At 70.0% G+C, this 25,392-nt stretch carries 21 protein-coding genes and 1 pseudogene; 7 read left to right on the top strand and 15 right to left on the bottom strand.

The features are described from left to right. The first annotated feature begins 123 nt into the window (after positions 1 to 123). On the top strand, positions 124 to 3,048 hold the full coding sequence (gcvP, locus tag HNR76_RS02340) for an aminomethyl-transferring glycine dehydrogenase (protein ID WP_162311059.1): 2,925 nt from the start codon (positions 124 to 126) through the stop codon (positions 3,046 to 3,048). 196 nt (positions 3,049 to 3,244) lie between these two features. Here gcvP and HNR76_RS02335 read toward each other — a convergent pair. The 3 genes and pseudogenes from HNR76_RS02335 to HNR76_RS02325 all read right to left on the bottom strand — a co-directional run. Beyond that, a pseudogene (locus HNR76_RS02335) lies at positions 3,245 to 3,385 on the bottom strand (GIY-YIG nuclease family protein); the annotation flags it as partial. Positions 3,386 to 3,387: 2 nt separating this feature from the next. After that, positions 3,388 to 4,869 (bottom strand): DUF763 domain-containing protein, encoded by a 1,482-nt coding sequence (locus HNR76_RS02330; RefSeq protein WP_162311058.1) that lies wholly within the window; start codon positions 4,867 to 4,869, stop codon positions 3,388 to 3,390. Between the two features lie 118 nt (positions 4,870 to 4,987). Then, positions 4,988 to 5,620, bottom strand: a complete 633-nt coding sequence (locus tag HNR76_RS02325; protein WP_162311057.1) for an alpha-ketoglutarate-dependent dioxygenase AlkB family protein — start codon at positions 5,618 to 5,620, stop codon at positions 4,988 to 4,990. A gap of 213 nt (positions 5,621 to 5,833) precedes the next feature. Here HNR76_RS02325 and HNR76_RS02320 point away from each other — a divergent pair, with 213 nt between their 5' ends. Then, positions 5,834 to 6,544, top strand: a complete 711-nt coding sequence (locus HNR76_RS02320; RefSeq protein ID WP_246428958.1) for a spermine/spermidine synthase domain-containing protein — start codon at positions 5,834 to 5,836, stop codon at positions 6,542 to 6,544. Between the two features lie 37 nt (positions 6,545 to 6,581). Here HNR76_RS02320 and HNR76_RS02315 read toward each other — a convergent pair whose 3' ends face one another. Both HNR76_RS02315 and HNR76_RS02310 read right to left on the bottom strand, forming a co-directional pair. Continuing rightward, complete coding sequence (locus HNR76_RS02315) at positions 6,582 to 7,985, bottom strand: glycoside hydrolase family 30 protein (protein WP_425501797.1); 1,404 nt, start codon at positions 7,983 to 7,985, stop codon at positions 6,582 to 6,584. A 203-nt stretch (positions 7,986 to 8,188) separates the two neighbouring features. Then, positions 8,189 to 10,381 (bottom strand): patatin-like phospholipase family protein, encoded by a 2,193-nt coding sequence (locus HNR76_RS02310; protein ID WP_281383365.1) that lies wholly within the window; start codon positions 10,379 to 10,381, stop codon positions 8,189 to 8,191. 745 nt (positions 10,382 to 11,126) lie between these two features. Here HNR76_RS02310 and HNR76_RS02305 point away from each other — a divergent pair. From HNR76_RS02305 to HNR76_RS02290, 4 genes are all read left to right on the top strand, one after another. Next, positions 11,127 to 11,945, top strand: coding sequence for a hydroxypyruvate isomerase family protein (locus HNR76_RS02305; RefSeq protein ID WP_246428956.1), 819 nt, complete (start codon positions 11,127 to 11,129; stop codon positions 11,943 to 11,945). Between the two features lie 30 nt (positions 11,946 to 11,975). Further along, entirely contained in the window at positions 11,976 to 13,661 is a 1,686-nt protein-coding gene (locus HNR76_RS02300; protein ID WP_162311053.1) for a GMC oxidoreductase, read from the top strand. Next, positions 13,661 to 14,239, top strand: coding sequence for a gluconate 2-dehydrogenase subunit 3 family protein (locus HNR76_RS02295; RefSeq protein ID WP_162311052.1), 579 nt, complete (start codon positions 13,661 to 13,663; stop codon positions 14,237 to 14,239). Before HNR76_RS02300 ends, HNR76_RS02295 begins: the two co-directional genes overlap by 1 nt. A gap of 74 nt (positions 14,240 to 14,313) precedes the next feature. Beyond that, positions 14,314 to 15,057: a 3-keto-disaccharide hydrolase gene (locus tag HNR76_RS02290; RefSeq protein ID WP_183982066.1), complete on the top strand. Its 744-nt coding sequence runs from the start codon at positions 14,314 to 14,316 to the stop codon at positions 15,055 to 15,057. A 42-nt stretch (positions 15,058 to 15,099) separates the two neighbouring features. Here HNR76_RS02290 and HNR76_RS02285 read toward each other — a convergent pair whose 3' ends face one another. The 5 genes from HNR76_RS02285 to HNR76_RS02265 form a co-directional block, all read right to left on the bottom strand. Further along, positions 15,100 to 15,378, bottom strand: a complete 279-nt coding sequence (locus tag HNR76_RS02285; RefSeq protein WP_162311051.1) for a c-type cytochrome — start codon at positions 15,376 to 15,378, stop codon at positions 15,100 to 15,102. 30 nt (positions 15,379 to 15,408) lie between these two features. After that, a complete protein-coding gene (locus HNR76_RS02280) occupies positions 15,409 to 16,266 on the bottom strand; it encodes a sugar phosphate isomerase/epimerase family protein (RefSeq protein WP_162311050.1) in 858 nt (285 codons plus the stop codon). A gap of 80 nt (positions 16,267 to 16,346) precedes the next feature. Further along, the gene (locus HNR76_RS02275; protein ID WP_162311049.1) at positions 16,347 to 17,510 is read right to left on the bottom strand and encodes a Gfo/Idh/MocA family protein; all 1,164 of its coding nucleotides are present in this window, start codon (positions 17,508 to 17,510) and stop codon (positions 16,347 to 16,349) included. An 11-nt stretch (positions 17,511 to 17,521) separates the two neighbouring features. Then, positions 17,522 to 18,745, bottom strand: a complete 1,224-nt coding sequence (locus HNR76_RS02270; RefSeq protein WP_162311048.1) for an MFS transporter — start codon at positions 18,743 to 18,745, stop codon at positions 17,522 to 17,524. A 28-nt stretch (positions 18,746 to 18,773) separates the two neighbouring features. Then, on the bottom strand, positions 18,774 to 19,826 hold the full coding sequence (locus HNR76_RS02265; protein ID WP_162311165.1) for a sugar phosphate isomerase/epimerase family protein: 1,053 nt from the start codon (positions 19,824 to 19,826) through the stop codon (positions 18,774 to 18,776). A 94-nt stretch (positions 19,827 to 19,920) separates the two neighbouring features. Between HNR76_RS02265 and HNR76_RS02260 the strand changes: the two genes are divergently transcribed. Continuing rightward, a complete protein-coding gene (locus HNR76_RS02260) occupies positions 19,921 to 20,925 on the top strand; it encodes a LacI family DNA-binding transcriptional regulator (RefSeq protein WP_162311047.1) in 1,005 nt (334 codons plus the stop codon). Between the two features lie 42 nt (positions 20,926 to 20,967). On the opposite strand, the gene HNR76_RS02255 is transcribed toward HNR76_RS02260, so the two are convergent. The 5 genes from HNR76_RS02255 to HNR76_RS02235 all read right to left on the bottom strand — a co-directional run bounded on the left by HNR76_RS02255 (position 20,968) and on the right by HNR76_RS02235 (position 25,376). Then, a complete protein-coding gene (locus HNR76_RS02255) occupies positions 20,968 to 22,398 on the bottom strand; it encodes an MFS transporter (RefSeq protein ID WP_162311046.1) in 1,431 nt (476 codons plus the stop codon). Positions 22,399 to 22,700: 302 nt separating this feature from the next. Continuing rightward, on the bottom strand, positions 22,701 to 23,015 hold the full coding sequence (locus tag HNR76_RS02250) for a hypothetical protein (protein WP_246428955.1): 315 nt from the start codon (positions 23,013 to 23,015) through the stop codon (positions 22,701 to 22,703). A gap of 347 nt (positions 23,016 to 23,362) precedes the next feature. After that, positions 23,363 to 23,917, bottom strand: coding sequence for a DUF2058 domain-containing protein (locus HNR76_RS02245; protein ID WP_162311045.1), 555 nt, complete (start codon positions 23,915 to 23,917; stop codon positions 23,363 to 23,365). 327 nt (positions 23,918 to 24,244) lie between these two features. After that, positions 24,245 to 24,718, bottom strand: a complete 474-nt coding sequence (locus HNR76_RS15650; RefSeq protein WP_343059232.1) for a hypothetical protein — start codon at positions 24,716 to 24,718, stop codon at positions 24,245 to 24,247. A 52-nt stretch (positions 24,719 to 24,770) separates the two neighbouring features. Beyond that, on the bottom strand, positions 24,771 to 25,376 hold the full coding sequence (locus tag HNR76_RS02235; RefSeq protein WP_162311044.1) for a protein tyrosine phosphatase family protein: 606 nt from the start codon (positions 25,374 to 25,376) through the stop codon (positions 24,771 to 24,773). Between the last annotated feature and the right edge of the window lie 16 nt (positions 25,377 to 25,392).

Here is a 25,392-nt window from a genome sequence, read left to right as displayed (position 1 = left end):
CCCTTTCCCCGGACCGGACCGACGGGCCGCGAGGGCAGAGGCACTGGACTCCCGCATCCACGGGGACGACCGGCGAAGGATCCGGATGTCGGGACGACCCTCCTCTCTCCGGTGCCCATTGCCATGTCCCAACCTTCCCTGCGCGAACTCGAGCAGCACGATGCCTTCGTCGGCCGCCACATCGGCCCCAACGACGCCGAGATCGCCACCATGCTCGCCGCCGTCGGCCACGACTCGCTCGAGGCCCTGACCGACGCCATCGTGCCCGCGCTGATCCGGTCCGGCACGAACGCCGCCGCCGCGCCGCTGGCCCTGCCCGAAAGCCTCACCGAGGAGGAGGCGCTGGCCAGGCTGCGCGCCATCGCCTCCAAGAACCAGGCGTTCCGCAACTTCATCGGCCAGGGCTACTACGGCACCCACACGCCCAAGGTGATCCTGCGCAACATCCTCGAGAACCCGGCCTGGTACACCGCCTATACCCCGTACCAGGCGGAGATCTCGCAGGGCCGCATGGAGGCGCTGATCAACTTCCAGACGATGTGCGCCGACCTCACCGGGATGGAGATCGCCAACGCCTCGCTGCTGGACGAGGCCACCGCCGTGGCCGAGGCCATGACCCTGGCCCGGCGCTCGGCCAGGTCGAAGTCCAATACCTTCCTGGTCGCCGGCGACACCCACCCACAGACCCTGGAAGTGCTGCGCACGCGCGCCGAGCCGCTGGGCCTGGCCGTGGAGGTCGCGCGCTCGACCGACGCCTTCCACCAGAAGCTGGCCGCCGGCGACTACTTCGGCGTGCTGGTGCAGTACCCCGCGTCGAGCGGCTGGATCGCCGACTGGAGCGCCGACGCCGAGGCCGTCCACGGCCACCAGGCCCTGTTCGTGTTCGCCACCGACCTGCTGGCGCTGACCCTGCTCAAGCCGCCGGGCGAGATGGGCGCGGACATCGTGGTCGGCAGCTCGCAGCGCTTCGGCGTGCCGCTGGGCTTCGGCGGCCCGCACGCCGCGTTCATGGCCTGCCGCGACGCCTACAAGCGCTCCATGCCGGGCCGCCTGATCGGCGTGTCGGTCGATGCCGACGGCAACCCCGCCTACCGCCTGACCCTGCAGACCCGCGAGCAGCACATCCGCCGCGAGAAGGCCACCTCCAACATCTGCACCGCGCAGGTGCTGCTGGCGGTGATGGCCTCGATGTACGCGGTCTACCACGGCCCCGAGGGCCTGGCCCGCATCGCCTCGCGGGTGGCCCGGCTGACCGCGATCCTGGCCGCCGGCCTGCGCCGGCTCGGCCACGCGACGGTCCACGCCAGCGCCTTCGACACCCTGTGCATCGAGCCGGGCGACGCCGGCCCGGCGATCCTGGCCCGCGCCCGCGAGGCCCGGATCAACCTGCGGGTGCGCGGCAACGGCTCGATCTGCATCTCCCTGGACGAGACCACCACCCGCGCCGACGTCGAAACGCTGTGGAGCGTGTTCGCCGCCGACGGCGCCGCCCTGCCCTCGGTCGACGCGCTCGACGCGCAGGCGCCCTCGCTGATCCCGGACGCGCTGCGCCGCACCGGCCCCTTCCTGCAGCACCCGGTGTTCAACACCCATCACAGCGAGCACGAGTTGCTGCGCTACATGCGCGCCCTGGCCGACAAGGACCTGGCGATGGACCGCACGATGATCCCGCTGGGCTCGTGCACCATGAAGCTCAACGCCACCGCCGAGATGATTCCGGTGACCTGGCCGGAGTTCGCCGACATCCACCCGCTGGCCCCGGCCGAGCAGACGGAGGGCTACCGCCAGCTCATCGCCGAGCTGGAAGCGATGCTGGCCGAATGCACCGGCTACGACGCGGTCAGCCTGCAGCCCAACTCCGGCGCCCAGGGCGAGTACGCCGGCCTGCTGGCGATCCGCGCCTGGCACCGCTCGCGCGGCGAGGGCCACCGCGACATCTGCCTGATCCCCGAGTCGGCGCACGGCACCAACCCGGCCTCGGCGCAGATGTGCGGGATGAAGGTCGTGGTCACCAAGTGCGACGCCAGCGGCAACGTCGACGTGGAGGACATCCGCCGCGCTGCCGAGAAGCACTCGGCCCACCTGGCCGCGATCATGATGACCTACCCGTCCACCCACGGGGTGTTCGAGGAGGACGTGGTCGAGATCTGCGAGATCGTGCACGCCCACGGCGGCCAGGTGTACACCGACGGCGCCAACATGAACGCGCTGGTCGGCGTGGCCAAGCCGGGCAAGTGGGGCTCGGACGTTTCCCACCTGAACCTGCACAAGACCTTCTGCATCCCGCACGGCGGCGGCGGCCCGGGCGTGGGCCCGTGCGCGGTGAAGTCGCACCTGGCGCCGTTTTTGCCTCGTGCCGGCATCCCTGGCGGCGACCAGGACGACCGCACATCACGAGGCGGCATGGTCAGCGCCGCGGCCTACGGCAGCGCCTCGATCCTGCCGATCAGTTGGATGTACGTGACCCTGATGGGCGCCACCGGCCTGCGCAAGGCCACCCAGGTCGCCCTGCTCAACGCCAACTACGTCTCCAAGCGCCTGGCGCCGCACTACGCGACGCTGTACACCGGCCGCAACGGCCTGGTCGCGCACGAGTGCATCCTCGACCTTCGCCCGCTGGAGAAGGCCACCGGCATTTCCGCCGAGGACGTGGCCAAGCGCCTGATCGACTTCGGCTTCCACGCCCCGACCCTGAGCTTCCCGGTGCCGGGCACGCTGATGGTCGAGCCGACCGAGAGCGAGTCGCTGCACGAACTCGATCGCTTCATCGACGCGATGATCCAGATCCGGCAGGAGATCGCCGCGGTCGAGGACGGCCGCCTGGACCGCGAGGACAACCCGCTGCGCCACGCCCCGCACACCGCGCTGCAGGTGTCGGGCAGCGAGTGGACCCACGCCTACCCGCGCGAACTGGCCGCCTTCCCGCTGCCGTCGCTGAAACTGCAGAAGTACTGGCCGCCGGTCTCGCGGGTGGACAACGTGCACGGCGACAAGAACGTGTTCTGCGCCTGCATCCCGGTGGACGCGTACCGCGAGCGGACCGCCTGAGCGGTCCGGGCCGGCGCCCGCCGCACCGCGCGGCGGCGCCTGCCCGGGGGCAGCCGCCGTGCATGCGCCGCGACGGCAGGCGCGTCAACGGCGCAGGCGCAGCCCCCGGGGCGTGGTCGATGCCGCCGTCCTCTTACGGCACGGCGATCAGCCGCGCACGTACCAGGCGAGCACGGAGGGCGGCAGGTGGCGGCCCGCGCGGATGCAGCGCACCGATGCGGGCCAGCGGATCGCGGGAGAAACCGATCTTGCAGCGGTCCTCCCCGCGACAGAGGAAGACATAGGCGAAGCAGCGGCCGTCGATCGGCACATCGTCGCCGGACGCGGCGCCGGGCACCTTCAGCCCGCCTTGTCGGGCGCACCGGCGGCCGCGGGCCCGGCCGGGGCCTGCGGCTTCTCCCAGCCGAACACGCTGCGCCCGCCGTAGCGGTGCGCGTCGCGCCGCTCGCCGGCGATGTGCGCCTCCAGCGAAGGCCCGCCGGCCACCGACTCCAGCCGCCGCGCCTGCGCATCCAGCCGGGCGATGGCGCGCAGCTTCTCCTCGTTGCCCAGCTTCGCCTGCGCCACCGCGGCCTTGAGCACGCCCAGGGTGTGGTCGAAAACCCGCGTCGGCACCGGGAACGGCTGCCGGTCCTTGCCGCCGTGGGCCAGCGAGAAGCGCGCCGGGTCGGTGAACCTGCAGGGCGTGCCGTGCAGCACCTCGGCCACCAGGGCGAGCGCGCGCACGGTGCGCGCGCCCACGCCGGGCACCTGCAGCAGCTCGGGAAAATCCCGCGGCCCGCACTCGGCGGCGGCGGCCAGGGCGCCGTGCAGGCGACGCAGGACCACGTCGCCGGCGCGCACGTCGTGGTGGTCGGGCAGCGACAGGTGCGGCACGCGGGACGGGCTCCATGCCGGCAACGGGGCGGTGGAGGCGGTCGGGGCGATGGAGGCGTCGCGCATCGAGGATGGCGCGAACAGGTCGCCGGTGGTCGGCGGCGCGGCGGCATCCGTCCGCGCCTTCCTGGCACGTGCGGATGCGCGCGAGCGGATTGAGCCGGTCACCGCGTCGGCATCGGCACGTCCGTGGCCGCCGCGCGGCGCTTCCGGCGACGTGCGCGGCACGGACCTGGCCGCCGGCAGTTTCGCGTACGCGCGCACCAGTCCGTCCGGTCCCAGGTCGGCCAGCAACCGCGCCTGCGCACTGCGCGAGGCCGCCGCACGGCGGTCGGCAAGGTTGACGATGCGTCCCTGCCCCGGCCCATCGATGGCCGCGTGCGGCGCGTCGACGAAGCTTTCCAGGCCTTCGGACAGCCAGTGGTAGCGGCGCGCCTGCCCGCGCGCGCCGTTCATGCCCTGCTGCACCACCACCCAGCGGCCGTCGTCGGCGACGATGAAGCCGTGCAGGTACAGGTCGAAGCCGTCCTGCACCGCGGCGCTGTCGACCTTGGCCACCAGGCGGCTGGCCTGCGCCAGCGCCGCGCCGTCCAGGCCGGTGCGCTCGCCCACCGCCAGCAGCTCGGCCGGGGTGGCGCGCGAATGGCGGCCACGGCCGCCGCACACGTGCAGCCCCAGCTCGGCCGACAGCGGCGCCAGGCCGCGCTTGAGCGCACCGATCACGCTGGTGGTGATGCCGGAGGAATGCCAGTCCATGCCCATCATCGCGCCGAAGCTCTGGAACCAGAACGGATGCGCAAGCCGGCGCAGCAGTTCGTCGCGGCCGTACTCGATGACGATGGCCTGGCACAGCACCGCGCCCAGCGCGGACATGCGCGCGGCCAGCCAGGGCGGTACCCGGCCGCCGTGCAGGGGCAGGTCGGCGCTGCCGCCGCGGCGGCTCATGGCGTGCGCTCCCTCGACATCGGCCGAGCCTGCCGGCGAGCGATCGCAGCGGCTGCGATGCGGCGTGCCGCCCCGCACGATGGCCCGATACCGGCGGGAACGATGGCGCGCACGGGCCTCATCGACCCTCCATCGCGGTGGACGCCCGCCAATACGGGCCGTGGCGGCCGCGTGCCAGGTCGCGGGCCGGGCGTACCCGGAACACCACGCTCACCCGCTCGCCCACCGCGCGCGCGGTCTTGGGAATGCCATGTTCGTGGGTGAGCTGCGAAGCGTGGCTCATCGCCAGCACGCTGCCCGGCGCCAGCTCGACCGCCTGCGCGCGGCCGCCGGCCTTGGCGCGGATGTTCATCCGCCGCGGCGCGCCGAGCGACACCAGCGCGATGGGCTGCCCGGGCACCAGGGTGTGCAGCTTGTCGTGGTGCATGGCCACGCTGTCGCGGCCGTCGCGGTACAGGTTCAATCCGACGGCGTTGTAGGGCGCGGCAACCCGCGCCTGCACCCGTTCCAGTATTTCGCCCAGCGGCAGCGCCTCGGGCCAGGGCGCGTCCAGGCGATAAGCGGCCAGCAGCCGCGGCACCTCGACCTGGCGGTCGTACATCGGCCGCCGCTGCAGTTCCCAGCCGGCGTGCGCGCGCAGCGCGTCGAACCAGGCCTGCGCGCCCGCCGCCGGCACGGCATCGGGCCAGTAGCGGATGCCGCCTTCGGCATCCTCGACCAGGCGCAGCGGTCCGTGGGGGAAAAGATCCATCGGCGAAAGATGGGGACCGCAACGGGCAATGCCCAGCCCGGCGGATGAACGAGTCAGCGGGCATCGCCGCCATGCAGCACCCGCGCGTGGCGGGCGCGAACTTGCAACCGCGGGCGAGTTTGCACAGGATGCATGTGATCCCGATCGCGCGGAACCGGATACCCGATGCCACTACTCCACGGCCACCGAGCCGGCCTCCAGCCCCGTCCCTCTATGCTGCTCCCCCCTGCTCCCATCGTCCTGGCCGAGGAGCACACCGGCCTGCAGCAGGTCCGCATCGCCCGCCACCCCGTGTTCGGCGGCCAGTTGTTCCTCGATGGCGACCTGCAAATCTCCGAATCCGATTCCGCCTACGGCGTGGCCATGGTCAGCCCCCTGCTGGGCCTGTCGCGCATGTCGCGCGTGGCCATCCTCGGCGGCGGCGATGGCGGGGTGCTGCGCGAACTGCTGCGCAGCCTGGAGCCGCTGGCCCACGCGCCGGAGGTGACCATGGTGGAGATCGACGCGCGCGTGGTGGAGCTTTGCCGGCGGCACCTGCCGGCGGTGTGCGGCGATGCCTACGCGCACCCGCGCGCGCGGCTGGAGATCGGCGATGCCTTCGCCTGGCTCGCCCGGGCGCGGGACCTGGATGCGGTGATCTACGACCTGACCATGGACCCGGTGCGCGAAGGCCAGTCGCGCGACGACTTCGTCGCCGGCATCGTGGCCCTGGTGGCGCGCGCGCTGCGGCCGGGCGGGGTGTTCAGCATGCAGTGCTGCGGCCATGGGCGCGAGGACGCGGGCGACCGTGCGCACCGGCGGCGCCTGCTGCCGCTGATCCGCCAAGCGGTGGACGCGCACTTCACCGACCGCTGCGAGCAGGACGTGCTGGTTCCGTCCTACCGCGACCTGTGGACCTTCCTGAGCGCGCGCAAGCCGGGCTGAAGGCCGCCGCCCGCAGGCCGCGGCCTGCGCTCCCGGATCAATGCAGCAAGGTCTGGATCGCGTGGGCCGGGATGGTCGCCCGCGTGGAGGCCGCGCCGACGTAGAAGTTGTAGTCGATCGCCACGTCGGTCGGGTTCATCACCACCGTGGCCAGGGTGCCGTCCTCGTTGAGGAAGGACGTGGCCAGCAGGTTGCTGCGGCTGCTTGCCGCGCCGACCCGCTGCGCGCCCGGGCGCAGGAACCGGGAGAAGTGGCCGATGTACCAGTAGCTGGGCGTGTAGACCAGCTCGCCGCTGCGGGTGTCGGCATGCACCGGCGAGAAACAGTAGTTGCCGACGTGGTTCGGCCCGCCGCGCTCGTCCAGCAGCATGTTCCAGTCGATCCAGGCCGAGGCGCCGTTGTTGAGGTCGTGGATGATGGAGGTGCCGTAGCGCTCGCCGTTGGCCCAGCGCTGCACCTGCGACCAGTCGAATCCTTCCACCGTGGCCTCGGTCAGCAGCAGCACCTTGTCCGGGTACGCCGCGTGCACCTTGCCGACGTTCTCGAACATGGGATCGAACCCGGCCCAGGTCTCGTACCAGTGGAAGCCCATGCCCCAGGCGTACTTGGAGGCCTCCGGGTCGCCGAAGATCACGTTGGCGCGGTGGACCATCATGTCGCGGTTGTGGTCCCACACCACGATCTTCCTGTCCGCGTAGCCGGCCGCGTGCATGGCCGGGCCGAGGTGGTACTTGAGGAAGTCGCGCTCCTGCTCGGCGGTGTACAGCATCGACTCCCAGGTCTGCCGGGCCATCGGCTCGTTCTGCAGGCTGATGGACCAGATCGGGATGCCCTCGGCCTCGTAGGCGGCGATGAACCTGGTGTAGTAGCGCGCCCAGGCTTGCGCGTACTCGGGCAACAGGCTGCCGCCCTGGAGCATGTGGCGGTTGTCCTTCATGAAGGCCGGCGCGCTCCACGGGCTGGCCATCATCGGCAGCGTGCCGCCCGCCGCGGCGATGGCGCGCTTGATCATCGGGATGCGGTACCGGCGGTCGTGCTCGACCGAGAAGGTCTTCAGCTCGCCATCGCCTTCCTCGACGTAGGTATAGCTGCCGCTGCTGAAGTCCGAGCTATGGATGGTGGTGCGGGCCAGGGTGTAGCCGATGCCCTGCTCGGGGTCGTAGTAGGCGCGCAGCAGTTCGGCCTGGCGCGCATCGTCGAGCTTGGCGAAGGTCTCGGCCGTGGCGTCGGTGATCGCGCCGCCGATGCCGAGGAAGGCCTGGAAGCGCGTGCCCGGCTCGACGAAGACCGAGTTCTCGGCCTCGGTCAGCGCGTGGCCCGGCTGCAGCGGCACGAGCTCGCTGCGGACCATCTGCCGTTGCGCGCCCTGCGCGGTGGTGTAGACCACCACCGCATCCCCGGCGGCCGCCGGCTGCGCGCTTTCCGCGGCCAGCGCCGGCATCGCCTGCAGCATGGCCAGCGCCGTCAGAAAAATCGGCTTCACGATTCTCTCCCCATTGCGTGGATGGCCGAGGGTAACCCGGCCGCATCCGGCGCGGGGACTGATATCGCTCACATGGCAACGATGACGATGACGGCGCGTGGGCGGGCTGCGAAACGCGCGGCCTCGCGCGCCGGCCTGCCGGCGTACGACGTTGCGCGCGCTCAGAACGGCTGCCCGATCTCCAGGAAGAACAGGTCCTGGCCGCCTTCGCGCGCGCCATAGCCGAACAGCATCGGCCCGATCCAGGAATCGAAACCGATGTAGGCGCTGCCGTTGGCCACGCCGTCGGACCAGCGCATGTCGCGCCGTCGCTCCCAGGCGTTGCCGTATTCCAGCGTGGCGCCCACCACCGCCGAGCGCCCGAAGACCGTGGCCAACTGGTAGCTGTAGCCCAGCATCAGCACCGAGGCATGCTGGCCGGTCAACTCGTTGTAGCGGAAGCCGACCAGGTTGCCGCGCCCGCCCATGGCGATGCGCTCGTGCAGCGGCAGCGCCCCCGACAGGGTGCTGCGCCAGGACCAGCCCGCCTGCACCGCGCCGCGGCCGAAACTGCGCGCGGCCAGCAGTTCCAGGCTGGCCAGCGAGAAATCGGCCTCGCCGCCCAGCCAGCCGCTGGTGGCACGGTAGCCCAGCCGCAGCGCATGGCCATGGCGCGGGAAGTAGAGGCTGTCCAGGCGGTCGATGATGCCGGTGGCGAACCAGACCCCCGAGGCCACCTCCACCTTGGGCAGGGCCGGGTCGCCGACTTCCACGCTGGCATTGCCCACCGTGCGCTCGATGCCCGCGTCCAGCGCGCCGTAGCGGCCGAGGGTGCGCCCCAGGCCCAGGCGCAGGCTGGCCAGCCGCGCATCGTAGGTGGCGATGCGGTGGCCACCGGCGTCGAACAGCGGGACGTTGTCGTTCCAGGCGCTGGCGATGCCGTGGAAGTACCAGCGCGCCTGCGGATCGAACGGATGGTAGTACTCGCCGCGCAGGGCCGGCTCGCTGCCCAGGTCCACCATCACCCGCGCCTCGGCGCCCAGCGGCGATGCCGGCGCGCGCACCAGCGCCGCGCGCAGGCTGGAGTCGTAGGTGCCGCCGAAGTCGGTCTGCAGCCGGTAGCCGAGCTGCAGGTAGTTGGGCCCCTGTGCCTTCTCGCGTGCACGCACCACCACGCCGGTGCGCCCGCCTTCGCGGACCACGTCGTAGCCGACGCTGGCGAAGGTGCCCAGGCTGTAGATGCGCAGCGTGGTCGTCTCCAGCCGGCCGGCGTCCAGCAGCCTGCCCAGCGGCACGTCGATGATCGACTCCAGCACCGCGTCGGCGTAGCCGCTGTCGTTCTCCAGGCGCACGAACTCGATCACCGGCCGCGCATCGCCCGGGTCGCGCCGCGGCACGTCGCCGCGCCAGCGCGGCAGCGCCGCCAGCCGCGGCTCGGCCGCGTCGGCGGCCTCCCGGCCGATGCGCAGGGCGTCGGCGGCCTTGGCGAAATCGCCGGTGGAAACGTCCCCGCCCAGTTCCGGCACCACCAGCACGTCGGCCGGCCCCAGGCCATCGGTGGAGGCCGCGGTATTGCGCACGGTGAGCAGCCCGGTGAGCTGGTACATCACCTGCAGCACGCCCGCGTCGGCGTCCAGCACCTCCAGCGGCGTGCCCACGTCCACGGCGACGACGATGTCCGCGCCCATCCGCCGCACCGTATCCACCGGCACCTGCTCGGCGATGCCGCCATCCACCAGGACCCGTCCGTCGATCTCCAGCGGCTGGAAGATGCCCGGCAGCGACATCGATGCGCGCATCGCGCGGGACAGGCTGCCCGCGCCCAGTTCCACCGATTCGCCGGTGTTGAGGTCGGTGGCCACCGCGCGGAACGGCACCGGCAGCTCGTCGAAATCGTCGATGCCGCTCACTCCCAGCGTGCTGCGCTCGATCAGCGAGAGGATGCGCCCGCCCTGCAGCACGCCGGGCGATACGCTCCACTTGCCCTCGCGCATGCCCACGCCGACCCGGGCCATGCCGTCGCGGTCGTCCTGCTTGCGCCGGTAGGTGCGCTCGCGGCGCTCGATGGAGTCGTCGAAGATCCCCTTCCAGTCGGTGTCCAGCACCAGCTTCTCCAGCGCATCCACCTGCATGCCCGCCGCGTACAGCCCGCCGACCAGCGAGCCCATGCTGGTGCCGGCGATGCAGTCCACCGGGATGCGCATCTGCTCCAGCTTGCGCAGCACGCCGATATGGGCCATGCCGCGCGCGCCGCCGCCGCCCAAGGCCAGGCCCACGCGCGGGCGAGCGGTATCGCCGTCGCGCTGGGGGCAGGAGCGCCCCGGGGGCGGGGCATCCTCGCTTGCGGCCAGTGCAGGTCCGGGCCGGGCGGCCATCGCGGCGGCGGCGGATTCATCTGGCCGCGGCTCGGCCGCGGAAGCCGTGCCCCCGGCCATCGCCAGCAGCGTCCCCAGCATGCAGGCGCCGGCCCACGGGTATCGCACCCTCTTCCATGCGTTCCTGCACTGCCCCGGGCTGCCGTCGTCCATGCGTCGTATCCGCGTCGAAAGAAGAGTGGATGCGGCCCGCCCCCGGGGCGATCGCACGCATCGCAGCGGATTATGCCCGCGCGGGCGAAGCCGGCCCTTCGATGCCGGCCGGCACGGGCTACAGCGCCCACGCCCCGCCCGCCCGGCTCGCCCTGCCCTGCGGGGCTGCAAGGCTTGGGAGCGCCGCTTCGGTGGTGCAATGCAGCAAGCCTCGGCCAGGCGCGGACGGAAACCATGGCAGGGGTGCGGGACGGGATTGCCGCATCGGGCCTATCTCCAAACCCCGTCGCACTTTCTCGCCGAACGGAGCGCCAAGGGTTCATTCAGGGCCTTGCAATCGATCGCGCGGCTGTTATCGTGCAATCGATTGCATCAACGTGAATTTGCTTACCTGTACCGGTGGGAGGCCGATAGAGGATGAGTACTTTTCGATCGGGCGGATTGAGGCGGGTCAGGAGACGGCGCCTGCCGTCGGCACCGGGATGGCTCTGGCGTTCGACAGCGGCTGGGGCCCTGGGCGCGGCCGAGGCGGCCTGCCTTGAACCATAAATTCACCCGGCGCGACGCGCTGCGCGCCGCAATGATCGGCGGGATGGGGCTGGCCGCACCCGGGGTCGTTTCCGCGCGGGCGGGCGCCGTGGAACCGCTGAGGGCCAACCTGAAGCATTCCGTTGCCCGCTGGACGTTCCAGCGGTATTCCGTCGCCGAGCTTTGCCGGATAGTGCGGCGCATCGGCTTTTCCGCCATCGACCTGGTCGGCCCGGAAGACTGGCCCGCATTGAAGGCGCATGGCGTGTTCAGCTCGATGTGCAATGGCGCGGAGATGGGCCTGGAAAAAGGCTTCGCTGCCACCCAGTTCCACGACGAGCTGGTGGAGCGCTACACCCGCCACATCGACCTGGTGGCCGATGCCGGCTACCGCAACCTCATCTGCTTCTCCGGCAATCGCAACGGCATGGACCCCGGGGAGGGGCTGGCGAACGCCGAGGCGGGGCTCAAACGCATCCTCGGGCATGCCGAGAAGCGCGGCGTCGTGCTGGTGATGGAACTCCTGAATTCCAAGGTGGACCACCCCGACTACCTCTGCGATCGCTCCGCGTGGGGCGTCGAGCTGTGCAAGCGGATCGGATCGGGCAACTTCGGCCTGCTCTACGACATCTATCACATGCAGATCATGGAGGGCGACATCATCGCCACCATCCGCAAGAACCATCCGTTCTTCGTGCACTACCACACTGCAGGCGTGCCGGGCCGGCACGAGATCGGCGAGGGCCAGGAGCTCAACTATCCGGCCATCTGCCGCGCAATCCGCCAGACCGGCTTCGACGGCTACCTGGCGCAGGAATTCATTCCGGAGGCGCCCGATCCGGTCGCCTCGCTGCGCGATGCGATCCGCCTCTGCGACGCCTGAGTTCGAGTATCCACCAAGGGAGGAACACCCGTGGCAGACAATCACTACGATGCCATCGTCGTTGGGTCGGGAATCAGCGGCGGCTGGGCCGCCAAGGAACTGACCGAGAAGGGGCTCAAGGTCCTGATGCTCGAGCGCGGCCGGAACATCGAGCACGCCAAGGACTACGTAAACGCGGCGAAGGAGCCGTGGGACTTCCCGCACCGCAACATTCCGACCCAGGCGATGAAGGCGGACTACCCGGTCCTGAAGCGCGACTACGTCCTGGCTGAGAACACCCTGGGCATGTGGGCCGACGAAAAGGACTGCCCCTACACGGAAACCAAGCGCTTCGACTGGTTCCGCGGCTATCACGTCGGCGGCCGCTCGCTGCTGTGGGGCCGGCAGAGCTATCGCCTCTCGGACCTGGACTTCGAGGCCAACGCCCGGGAAGGCATCGCCACCGACTGGCCGATCCGCTACGCCGACATCGCGCCCTGGTACGACCACGTCGAGAGGTTCGCGGGCATCGCCGGCACCGTCGAGGGACTGGACGTCCTGCCCGACGGCCAGTTCCTGCCGCCCATCCCGCTGAACGTCGTCGAGAAGGACGTGGCGGCGCGGATCGAGAAAGCGTTCGGTGGCACCCGCCACCTGATCCACTCCCGTACCGCGAACATCACCGAGCCCAAGATCGAGCAGGGCCGCGTCAATTGCCAGTACCGCAACAAGTGCGTCCTGGGCTGCCCGTTCGGCGCCTACTTCTCGACCCAGTCGGCGACGCTACCCGCGGCGATGAAAACAGGCAACCTGACGCTGCGCCCGTTCTCGATCGTCAAGGAGGTGCTCTACGACAAGGACCGCAGGCGCGCGCGCGGGGTCGAGATCATCGATGCCGAGAACGGCCAGACCTACCGGTACACGGCCAACGTGATCTTCCTCAACGCATCGGCCTTCAACTCGACGTGGGTGCTGATGAATTCGGCCACCGACGTCTGGGAAGGCGGCCTGGGGTCCTCCTCGGGCGAGCTGGGCCACAACGTCATGGACCATCATTTCCAGAGGGGCGCCTCCGGCACGGTCGAGGGGTACGAGGACAAGTACTACTTCGGTCGCCGCCCCTGCGGCTTCTACATCCCGCGCTTCCGAAACGTCGGCGACGACAGGCGCGGCTACGTCCGTGGATTCGGTTACCAAGGCTCGGCCAGCCGCACCGGCTGGGCGCGCGACATCGCCGAACTGAACATCGGCGCCGGCCTGAAGGACGCGCTGAGCGTGCCAGGAGACTGGACCATAGGCATGACCGCCTTCGGCGAGATGCTGCCCTACCACGACAACACCATCGGGCTCGATCCGGACCGCAAGGACAAGTGGGGCCTGCCGGTGCTGGCGATGGATGTGTCCCTCCGCCAAAACGAGCTGACCATGCGCAAGGACATGGGCGCCGACGCCGCCGAGATGCTGGAGGCCGCCGGCGTCAAGAACGTCAGGGTGGTGGAGGGCGACTACGCCCCGGGCATGGGCATCCACGAGATGGGCACGGCACGGATGGGCCGCGACCGGAACAGTTCGGTACTGAACATGCACAACCAGGTCTGGGACGCGCCGAACGTCTATGTCACCGACGGGGCCTGCATGACCTCCAGTGGCTGCGTCAACCCGTCGCTGACCTACATGGCGCTGACGGCGCGGGCCGCGGACCATGCCGTGCGCGAACTCAAAGCGGGGAACCTGTGATGGAACGTCGCGAGCTTCTGAAAATGATCGCCGCCGCCACCGGCGCGGCGATGATCGGCATGCCGGCCTTCGTCTACGGGCAGTCCACGGTCCCGGCCACGGAAGGTGCCTTCTCCGAGGGCGAGGTGGCCCTGCTGGACGAGATCGCGGAGACGATCCTGCCGCGGACCAGCACGCCCGGGGCCAGGGATGCGGGCGTAGGCCCGTTCATGGCGCGGTTCGTGACCGACTGCTACACGCCCGAGGACCAGGCCATCTTCCGCTCGGGCCTGGCCGATCTCGACAAGCGCGCGGGCGGCCGCTTCATGGCGATGACGCCCGAAGCCCGCGCCGCGCTGCTGCGTACCCTGGACGCGGAGGCCAAGGCGCGGTCCGGCAACGCATGGGTGGCCTCGGACGGTTCCAGCCCGGGGCCGGCGAAGCCGCACTACTTCACGATGATCAAGCAACTGGTCCTCTTCGGCTTCTTCACCTCCGAGGTGGGCGCGACGGAGGTACTGCGATACGTCGCCGTGCCGGGCCACTACGACGGCGACCTGGCCTATGAACCCGGCACGCCTGCCTGGGCCACCCGCTGATGCGGGACGGCCGGTGCAGGCCAGCCGATACAGGCCGCGGCTCGCTTGAGCCGACCTTCCTGGAGGGAAAGACGATGACCAGATCGATCGTGATGGCGGCCTGCGTCCTGGCCGCAGCGCCCGCGCTCGCACAGGCGCAGGGCGACCGGCGCGGCGAGCCGGCGAAGACCGAAGTGTGGACGCCGGTCCCGGTGGCGGTCGCCACGCCCAAGGGCGCCGCTCCATCCGATGCCGTGGTGTTGTTCGACGGCACGGACCTCTCGGCCTGGGAGGGAGAACAGGGCGGCCATGCCCCCTGGGCCGTAGCCGATGGGGCCTTCACCGTGGTGCCGGGCAGCAAGGGAATCCGCACGAAGCAGCGCTTCTGCGACATCCAGCTCCATGTCGAATGGCGCAGCCCCGCCGAGATCGAAGGGTTCGATGGCCAGAACCGGGGGAACAGCGGGATCTTCCTGCAGGAGCTTTACGAACTGCAGGTGCTCGACAGCTACGACAACCCCACCTATGCCAACGGCCAGGCGGCCTCGATCTACAAGCAGGCCATCCCGCTGGTGAACGCCTCGCGCCCCCCGGGCCTCTGGCAGGAGTACGACGTCATCTGGAAGGCGCCGCGCTTCTCCGAAGGCGGCGGACTCGCCTCGCCCGCCCGCATCACCGTGATGCACAACGGCGTCCTGGTGCAGGACGCCGTCATCGTGTCGGGCAAGACCGAATACATCGGAGCGCCGTCCTACTCGCCGCACGGCTGCGCGCCGATCTACCTGCAGGACCACGATTCCAAGGTCAGTTTCCGCAACGTCTGGGTGCGCGAGCTGTGAGAGACGGGCGCGGAGCGATCCTCCGCGCCCGTTGTCACCGCTTCAGGAAGGCAGGGCAGCGAGGTCTTCGACATCCTTCTCCGACAGGTGGCCGAAGGGCGGCATCAGCCCTCCCCCATTCCTGATCGCTTCCTTGATCTTCTTTCGATCGAGCCGTTTGCCCACGTCGGTCGGGGCAGCGAACGTTCCGGCCACGCCAGCGCGATCGGCGCCATGGCAGGCCACGCAGTGGGCGGCGTAGAGCTTGGCGCCCGTCTCGGCATCCTGCGATGAAGCCGGTGCGCTCGCAAGCGCCGCAGCGAGGGGGGGAAGGGCAGCCATCAAGATGGATTCGGCATTGCCCCCCGCGTGCTAGCGACCCGTACCCGCGGGAAGGTGCTCGTTGAGGTAGGCCGCGCCGGTCTCGACGACGGCGGCTGGATCGAGCGGATGGTCGTGCTCGATGATGTACCACTTCACGCCCGCGGCCGCGGCCGCGGGGAGAATCGCATCCCAGTCCAGGACGCCCTTGCCCAACGCGGCGAAGCCCTTCTCATCCTCGGCCTGGCCTTCCGGAGCGTTGTCCTTGGCGTGGACCGCAAACACGCGCCCGCGGAACTTGTCGAGAAACGCCGCCGGATCGTAGCCGGCACGCGCGATCCAGGCCAGGTCGAGCTCGGCCTCGACGCCGGGGCCGGCCGCCTCGAACATGAGCTCGAGGCCCGTCTTGCCATCGAAATCGACGATCTCGAAGTCGTGGTTGTGATAGGCCAGCGTCATGCCCTTGGCCTGGACCTTGTCCGAGATCCCGCCCAGCTCCTTGCCCAGCGCGATCCAGCCAGCGGCATCGGCCGGGCGCTCCCCTTCCTGCAGGTAGGGCACCACGAGCGTGGCGTTGCCGATCGACGTGTTGAACGCCACCACGTCGTCGAGGTTGTCGCGCAGGTCGGACAACTGCGCGTGGGTCGAGATCGCCTTGATCGAATACTTGTCCAGAAGCCGTTTCAGCTCCTCGGCCGAGACGTTCTGCGTGCCGACGGTCTCCACGGCATGGATGCCCGCGTCGTGGACGACCTTCAACCGGTCCTCGAGCGAAGCGATGCTGCGCAGCGTATACATCTGCACCGCGATGGGTTCGGCCTGGGTTCCGGCATCCTGCGCGAAGACAGGCAGGGCGGCACAGAGCAGAAGTGCGGCGGTCGCGATTCTGCGCGGAGTGGCGATGGTCATTGTTTCCTCCCGGGATTCTGGTGGCTGCGGACGGGAAATGGCTCGCGTGCAGGGTGCACTTGCAGCGAGGGGGTACAGGTTCAGTCGTCCATCTTGCTTGCGCGATTCTCGCGACGCTCCCCACCGATGGGGGTCCAGGCGCGCGACCTGGCCGATGCGATGACGCGGTCGACGATCAGGGCCGAGCGCAGCCCGTCGTCGAACGTCGGCAGGCCTTCTGGCCGCTCGGCCGCGATGGCACGGTAGGTATCCGCGACGAAGGCCCCGAAGCAGTCGCCGTAGCCTTGCGCATGGCCGGCCGGCAGCACCGCGAGCCTGCGCTGCTCGGCGCTTCCCGCGGCCGGGCCGCGGACGAAGATCTCTTCGCGCTGGTCGGGAAACCCCATCCAGAGCCGCTCGCTGTCTTCCTGGTCGAACGCCACGCTGGCCTTGGCGCCGTCGATCTCGAACCAGAGGCGGTTCCTGCGCCCGGCCGACACCTGGCTGACGGTCAACGAAGCCAGGGTGCCGCTCCCGGTCTTGAACAGGGCCGCCGCGACGTCCTCGCTCGACACGGCGCGCATCTCGACGCCCGCCGCCGGCGCGACGAAACTCCGGCCGGTCGCGGCGCCCCGCTCGGCGATCACGGTTTCGAATGCGGCGCTGACCTCGGCGAACCGCTCGCCGGCGACCCATTCCACCAGGTCGCACCAGTGCGAGCCGATATCGGCGAACACGCGGGAAGCGCCGCCGAGCGCCGGGTCCACGCGCCAGTTGTTGCTGGCGGGGTCCAGCAGCCAGTCCTGCAGGTAGCTGCCGTGGATGAGGCGCAGCGGCCCCAGTTCGCCCTGGGCGATGCGGGCGCGCGCCTCGCGCACGACCGGGTGGTAGCGGTAGACGAAGGGCACCGTCGCCACCTGCCCGGTGGAAGCGGCCAGCGCCGCCAGGGCCATGGCGTCTTCCAGCGTCGTGGCCAGCGGCTTTTCGCAGACCACGTGCTTGCCCGCCTCCAGCGCGGCCTGTGCCATCGCCCGGTGCAGGTGGTTGGGGGTGCACACATGCACGACCTGCACCTGCGGATCGGCGACGACTTCTTCGATGTCGCGGTAGGCGCGCGGCACGTTCCAGGCCTGCGCCACGTCCCTGGCACGCTCCGGCGACGAGGCGCCCACGCCCCTGATGACGGCGCCGGCCAGGATCGCCGCACGGCGATGCACGGCGCCGATCATCCCGGTACCCACGATGGCGACCCCAAGCTTGCTCATCTGCCTGATCCTCAGTGCGCGGATGGGTTGGCGGCCGTGGCGGCCGGCCGTTCGCGGAACAGGAACAGGAAGGCCACCAGCACCACCAGCGCGACACCCGCAGGGAACAGCCAGATCTGCTGCCAGTCCCTGCCCGCCGCGGTGGTGTAGTGCTCCACCACCGCCCCGGACAGGAAGGTGCCGATCAGCATGCCGACGCCGTAGGTCGCCAGGGTGATGAAGCCCTGGGCGCTGCTGCGGAACGCCGGGCCGGCGTGGGTATCGGTGTAGATCTGCCCGGTGACGAAGAAGAAGTCGTAGCAGATGCCGTGCAGCACGATGCCGATCACCAGCAGGGAGAAGCCCGCATCCGCGTCGCCGAAGGCGAACATCGCGTAGCGCAGCACCCATGCGGCCATGCCCACCGCGAGCATGGCCTTCACCCCCAGGCGTACGAACAGGAACGGCATGGCCAGCATCAGCAGCACTTCCGACACCTGGCCGAGCGACTGCAGCCCGGCCGCACCGCGCACGCCCAGGTCGTTGAGGTAGGGATTGGTGAAGTTGTAGTAGAACGACAGCGGGATGCAGATCGCGATCGAGGCCAGGAAGAACACCAGGTAGGCGCGCGACTTGAGCAGGTGCAGCGCCGCGTCCAGCCCCAGTATCTCGCCCAGCCGCGCATTGCGGTCGCGCGCCAGCGGCGGGGTGTGCGGCAGGGTCAGCGCGTACAGGCCCAGTGCCGCCGAGGCGATGGCCGCCATCTTGAAGGTCAAGTCCAGGCGCTGGGCCTGCTCCCAGCCCAGCCAGCCGATCAGCACGCCGGCGATGATCCAGCCGATGCTGCCGGCCACGCGCACCGGCGGGAACTGCTTCTCGGGCGACTGCATGTGCCGCATCGCGATGCTGGTGGCCAGCGCCAGGGTGGGCATGAACAGGAGCATGTAGCCGAAGACGAACCCGGAGAAGGCGTTGAAGCTGGCGGCCGTCGATGCGCCCCACATCAGCGCCGCGCCGGCCAGGTGCAGCAGCGCCAGGATGCGTTGCGCCGCGAAGTAGCGATCGGCGATCAACCCGACCAGGAACGGCGCGACGATCGCACCGACGGACTGGCTGAGGAATGCCGTCGCCACCTGGCTCGCACTGGCCTGCAGCGGGCCATTGACCAGGTACGTGCCCAGGGTCACGAACCACGCGCCCCAGATGAAGAACTGCAGGAACATCATCGCGCCCAGGCGCGACATGGTGGACGTCATGGCTTCCCCCTCCCAGGTCGGTGTCGGATCAGATCCCCAGCATGCCGCGCAGCGCCTGCGGACTGGCGCCGCTGCCGGCAAAATCGTCGAACGCGTGCTCGGTCACGCGGATGAGATGCTCGCGGATGAAGGCCGCCCCCTCGCGCGCGCCGTCCTCCGGATGCTTCAGGCAGCACTCCCACTCCAGCACGGCCCAGCCCGGGAAGTCGTACTGGGCCAGCTTGGAGAAGATCGCCTTGAAATCGATCTGTCCGTCGCCGAGCGAGCGGAACCTGCCCGGCCGGTCGATCCAGTCCTGGTAGCCGCCATAGACGCCGCTGCGCGCGTTGGCGCGGTATTCGGCGTCCTTGACGTGGAAGATGCCGATGCGGTCGTGATACCGGTCGATGAAGCCCAGGTAGTCCATCTGCTGCAGCAGCAGGTGGCTGGGGTCGTAGAGGATCCTGGCGCGCGGGTGGTGGTCGACGGCGTCGAGGAACCGCTCGAAGGTCGCACCGTCGTGCAGGTCTTCGCCCGGATGGATCTCGTAGCACAGGTCCACGCCGCAGGCGTCGAAGGCGTCCAGGATGGGACGCCAGCGCCGGCCGAGCTCGGCGAAGGCCTCTTCCACCAGCCCGGCCGGCCGCTGCGGCCAGGGGTAGAGATACGGCCAGGCCAGCGCACCGGAAAACGTGGCGTGCGCCGTGAGCCCCAGGCGCTGGCTGGCCTTGGCCGCCAGCGTCACCTGCTCGACGGCCCAGGCCTGCCGGGCCGCCGGGTCGCCGCGTCGCTCCTGCGGGGCGAAACCGTCGAACAAGGTGTCGTAGGCTGGGTGGACGGCGACCAACTGTCCCTGCAGGTGCGTGGACAGCTCGGTGATCCGGATGCCGTGCCGGGCCAGCGCGCCGGCGACGTCGTCGCAGTAGGCCTGGCTCTGCGCCGCCTGGGCGAGATCGAAGATGTGGGGCGCGCCGGTCGGCACTTGTACGCCAGAATAGCCAAGCCCGGCGGCCCACTCGGCCAGGGTGTCCAACCGATCGAAAGGAGGCTTTTCACCGATGAACTGCGCCAGGAACAGCGCTGGACCCTTGAGTGTCTTCACGGTCATCCGCTTTCATGCAATCGATTGCATCATCCTAGCATGGGACGCTCGGGACACGCGTTGTGCACCGCATCGGGGAACATCGGCCTGATCCATGGCGACCATCTACGACATCGCAAGGCACGTCGGCGTCTCGGCAGGCACCGTGTCTCGCGCGCTCTCCCGGCCGGAGAAAGTCCTGCCGGCCACGCGCGAGCGCATCGAGCGGGCGGCCGCCGCGCTGGGCTACGTCCCCAACACGGTGGCCAGGACGCTCAAGACCCAGCGAAGCGGCAAGATCCTGGTCACGGTCCCGGACATCGCCAACCCGTTCTTCGCCAAGATACTCCAGGGGGCGGAAGAAGCCGCACAGGCCGCCGACTACGCCGTTCTGCTCGGCGATACCCAGCACCAGCCGGAACGGGAGGAACGCTACGCGCAGATGCTTCCCCGCAACGAGGCGGACGGCCTGATCGTCCTGGGACACCGGCTTCCGCCGACGGCGCGGGATATCGTCAAGCAGCTTGGCGCCGCCGCGCCGGTGGTCAACGGATGCGAATTCGACCCGGCGCTGGGCATTCCCAGCGTCCACATCGACAACGCGGCCGCCTCGCGCACCGCGATGGAGCATCTGTATGGACTGGGGCACGAGCGGATCGCCGTGGTGGGGGGGCCTCCCGACAACCCCTTGCACCGGCAACGGCTGGAAGGGGCCAGGGCCGCTGCCAGGGCGCGGGGTCGCCTGCGCATGCTGACGATCACGCCGGGCGACTTTTCGGTCGAGTCCGGCTATGCCGCCGCAAGAAAGCTGCTGGGCCGCGCGTCCGCGCCCACCGCCGCGTTCTGTTTCAGCGACCAGATGGCGCTGGGCGTTCTCGCCGCGTGCAGGGACTTGGGAATCCGCGTGCCGGAGGACTTTTCGATCGTCGGTTTCGACGACCTGGCGTCGTCCCGCTATCTCACCCCGCCGCTGACGACCATTGCCCAGCCCATGCGGGAGATCGGCATCCGGGCCGTCAACCTCCTGCTCGCCATCATCGAGGCCGTGGAAGTGCCGCATCAACAAACATTGGATTTCAGCCTGATGCTGCGCGCGTCGACCGCGGCGCCCGCATCGTAGGAAGCACCGGCCTGCCCACGGGCACCCGCGAGCCCCCCATCCTCACGCCTGCGGGCGCACTTCCGCCTTCGGCTCGGCCACCTCGCGTCCGGTCTCGGCGTGGCCGGCCATCTCCGCGCCGGCATCGGGCGCGAGCCGGCGCATCTGCAGCACCGACACCGCCGAGACCAGGCCCACCGTGAGGAAGGCGAAGGTGAAGTTGATCGCCGCGCCGTCCGGCCGCCCGGTCAGCACGCCGGCCACGCTCAGCGCATAGCCGCCGATGGTCACCCCCAGCGCCAGCGACACCTGCTGCGCCATGGCCGCCAAGCTGCTGGCCTGGCTCATCCGCTCCTGGCCGATGTCGGCATAGGCGATGGCGTTGATGCCGGTGAATTGCAACGAACGGAAGCAGCCGCTGACCAGCAGCACGCCCACCATCAGCGGATACGGCGTATCGGCGCGGAACAGGCCAAAGACGCACAGCAGCAGCGAGGCCAGCAGCCCGTTCCACACCAGCACCGGACGGAAGCCGAAACGGTGGATGATGCGCGGCGCCACCACCTTCATGAACATCGCCCCCGCGGTGGAGGTGAAGGTGACCAGGCCCGACTGCAGCGGGTCCAGGCCGAAGCCGAGCTGCAGCATCAGCGGCAGCAGGAACGGCGTGGCGCCGATGCCGACGCGGAACAACAGGCCGCCCAGCACGCCGGCGCGGAAGGTCGGCACGCGGAACAAGTCCAGCCGCAGCAGCGGATACGGGTGGCGGCGCGCATGCCGCACGTAGCCGGCCATCAGTCCGGCGCCGGCCAGCACGCACGCGGCGAGCGCCGCATTCGGCACCAGCCCGTGCCCGATCGCCGTCAGCCCGAACATCGCCAGCGCCAGCCCGCCGGCCGACAGCAGGAAACCGCGCCCGTCCAGCGGCCCCACCGGCTGCCGCAGCATCGGGATGTGCCGCCACGCCAGCCACATGCCCAGCAGCCCCATCGGCAGGTTGATGAGGAAGATGAAGCGCCAGTGCGTATAGGTGGTGATCGCCCCGCCCAGCACCGGCCCGAGCATCGGCCCGAGCATGGCTGGCACCGTCAGCCAGCTCAGCGCCCGCACCAGGTCGGACTTCTCCACGCTGCGCAGCAGCACCAGCCGCCCGACCGGCACCATCATCGCCCCGCCCACGCCTTGCACGAAGCGGCCGGCCACCAGTTGGCCCAGCCCGTCGCTGGCCGCGCAGCCCAGCGAGCCGAGCAGGAACACGGCGATGGCGCTCACGAACGTGGGCCGTGCCCCGAACCGGTCCGCCACCCAGCCGCTGACCGGGATGAATATCGCCAGCGCCAGCATGTAGGTGGTCAGCGCCAGTTTCAGCGCGACCGGCGCCACTCCCAGGTCCGCCGCGATCTGCGGCAGCGAAGTGGAAATCGCCGTGGAATCCATGTTCTCGATGAACAGGGCGGTGGCGACGATGAGGGGAAGCAGGCGTTGAGGGCTCACATGCGACCAATGACGCGCGGGGCCGCCATTGTGGCGGCCGGGGCATGAACGCTCCGATGCCGGCGTCAGCGGCCCGCCACGACGCCCCCCGGTTTTGAGTAGCGCGACGATCTGGAGCCCAATTCCCCAACACGAGGAGATTGGACGTGAAGAAGCGCTTTACCGAAGCGCAGATCATCGGCTTCCTGCGTGAGGCCGATGCCGCGCTGTACGTAGCCAAGAACACGGGGCGCAACCGCTACCACATCGCCACGCCCTGAGAACCGGCGCCGCAGCGGCGACTGCCAGTGCCAGATCCGGCGTCAGCTCCGGAGCTTGAGCGTGGGATGCTCGTCGAGCGAGCCGTCTTCCTGGATCACGACGTAGCGGGTGTTGTCCGCGTCGAACAGCACCGGGATCGGCGCCATGAACATCGGCCGGCGCACGAATGCCAGGCGCCAGCGGAAGATCTCCATCGCCTCGAGCGTGTTCAGTTGCGCCGGGGTGAGCCCGGCACGCGCCGCCGCCGGGTCGGCCGGCGGCGGCGCGCGGCGCTCCGGCTTGCCCTTGGGCAGCACGGCCGGGGACGAGGGCCAGGGCCCTGAAACGACGGTGGATTGGGCTGCATTGCGGGACATAGGGGTACTCCGTCGGCCGATGGGCCTGCGCCGGGGCCGCCCCAAAAGGGTTGAGCCTGGACGCACGGATATCCAAGCAGGATTCGTGCCAGGTGAACCGCCAGCCCGGGAATCATGGGAATTGCCGAGCCTTCGTCTGCAAGATCGGCAGCAAGCACCCGATCTTGAAGGCATTTCCTCCGCTCCTCCGCCCATCCAGCGCATGTCGGCGCGCGGACGTCCGACCCGACCGACTGACGCCAATCTATTGACGAACCCGGTCGGCCGCGCTTTCACGCCCCGGACCGCGCGCCATGCCGTGCCGGGCTCCGAGCCTGCCCGCGCCCGGTGGATGCACCGCACCGCGGCTACCAGACCAGGTCGTCCGGTACCTTGAACTGCGCGTAGTAGGCCGCGTCCTCGTCGGTGGGCAGCTCCACCGCCGCATCCGCCTGGCCGTGGTCCAGCATGACCATCGACGCGTCGCGCTCACGCACCTGGTCGGCGGCGGCACGTGGCAGCAGCTCGAAGCCATCGCCCTCGCCGCGCACGATCACCAGCACGCCGGCGGCCAGCTTCTGCCGCAACTCATCGTCCACCAGCAGCGTACGGATCACGCCGTCGGCCGTGAAGCGGTACTCGCTCTCCCCACTGCGCGGCACCCGCCGGTCGCGGATGATCTGCCGCGCCTGCGCCTGCAGCTCGCGCTGGCGCAGGCTGGCCCGGCGCTCCGCCTCCAGGGCGCGGTCGCGCTCGGCCTTCTCCGCCCGCGCCCGCTGCGCCTCGCGCTCGATCCCGCCCGCCGCAGGCGGCGCCTTGCCCGCGCGCGCCTTGGCCTGCTCGCGCGCGACCTGCGCCACCTTGGACTTCTTGACCAGCCCGGCCTTGAGCAGCTGTTCCTGGAGGGGGTTGGCCTTGGCCATGGGGGCACCGAGGGGTTTGTCGGGGAAAGTCAGGATACCGGGGTGGGTGCCCCGCCACCATGGATTGCCCATCGCGTCGCGGTGAACGCCGGGGGGGCTCCGTTCAGGCCGTTCCTGCAACCGCGGGACGCTATCTTCGATCGCATCGCAACCGCGGGCCCATCAGAGGTGCCGCACGGCTGCGCCGCCCGGGTGTGTAGAGACTGCCGTCAGTTGTCGTTCAATCCCGTCGGCGCGCGCGTGTGCAGGCGACGTTTCCAGCAACCCTCGATTGCCACCACTTCCCCCGCCTCCATTGACGGTGCGACGAGCTGCAGGACGCTGAACTCAAAATCCTCGGGGTTCCGCCTTCTCAGCAGACTGTTGCCCCCATGCCCGCGCGCGGCATAGTCCTTCCATCGGCCGAGAATATTCTCCGAACCACAGGCCGACCCAACGTATCCCTGCTTCAATGCAGTGTCGAAGATGTAATACACGCCGCGCCATTGGGACAGGGCATACCGCCAGCTTGTCCTTGACCTCGTTGTGGATGAACTCCGCCGTCTCCGGGTCAGCCTGCGCGACCTCCCGCGACATCTGCGCGGGCGATTCCTGGTGGCCGATCCGGCTCAGGTTCTCCTCGACCTGGAGCTCCTCCCAGATGAAGTAGTCCACATCAAGCAGGCCGGCCCCCTCGAGCCCAAGGCCACGCAGCTCCTCGGCCAACCCCTTGCCGACCTCGCAAAGTTCGGCATATTTCCTGCCCGTCAACTGGTAGTTGTACTTGGGAAGCCCGGTGATACCCAGGTACTCCAGGCCCACATAGGCACGCCTGTTCCAGAGCAGGCACGCTTGCGGGCAGGCTCGTCGTCGGTCAGCCATCCGGTCCGCACTGCTCGATCGCGCTGCTGGGCAGCGCCGACGCCAGGCAGCGCTCCCGTGCCAGGCGCTTGCGCACCTCGCCTTCGAGGCTGCGCAACCCCCAGCGCCGGCCTTCTGCAATGGCAACCTCCTCGCCGGCACCCTGCAGCCAGGCGGCGCGCAGCGCGGCCAGCGCGCCGACGCGGTTGCCGCTGGCGCAGTGGACCAGGGTCGAACCGTCGGCGGCGCGCAGCAGTTGGTCGAAGGCGGCGACGGATTCGTGGTTGAGGTCGGCGGCGCTGGCGATGGGCAGGTTGTCGTAGGACAGGCCGGCGGCGCGCACGGCGGCGGCTTCGTCCAGGCCGGGGGTCTCGGCGTCGGGGGTCAGGTCGATGACGCGGGTGATGCCGGCGGCGCGCAGGGCGGGCAGGTCCTCGACGGTGATGCGGCCGCCGGTGTGGATGCCGGGGACGGGGGTGGCGAAGCGGTCGAGTACCCGGGCCTGCGCGGCGGTGCCGGGATCGCGGGATGGCGCGACCGTGGTGGCGGGCGCGGTGGTGCAGCCGGCGAGGAGAACCAGGGCTGCGGCCAGGAAGCCGGGGGTGGTGCGAGGGGTCATGGCGGGCCTGCGGAGA

Source organism: Pseudoxanthomonas broegbernensis, from assembly GCF_014202435.1.
Lineage (GTDB): Bacteria > Pseudomonadota > Gammaproteobacteria > Xanthomonadales > Xanthomonadaceae > Pseudoxanthomonas > Pseudoxanthomonas broegbernensis.
This window is presented reverse-complemented; position numbering and strand designations above follow the sequence as displayed.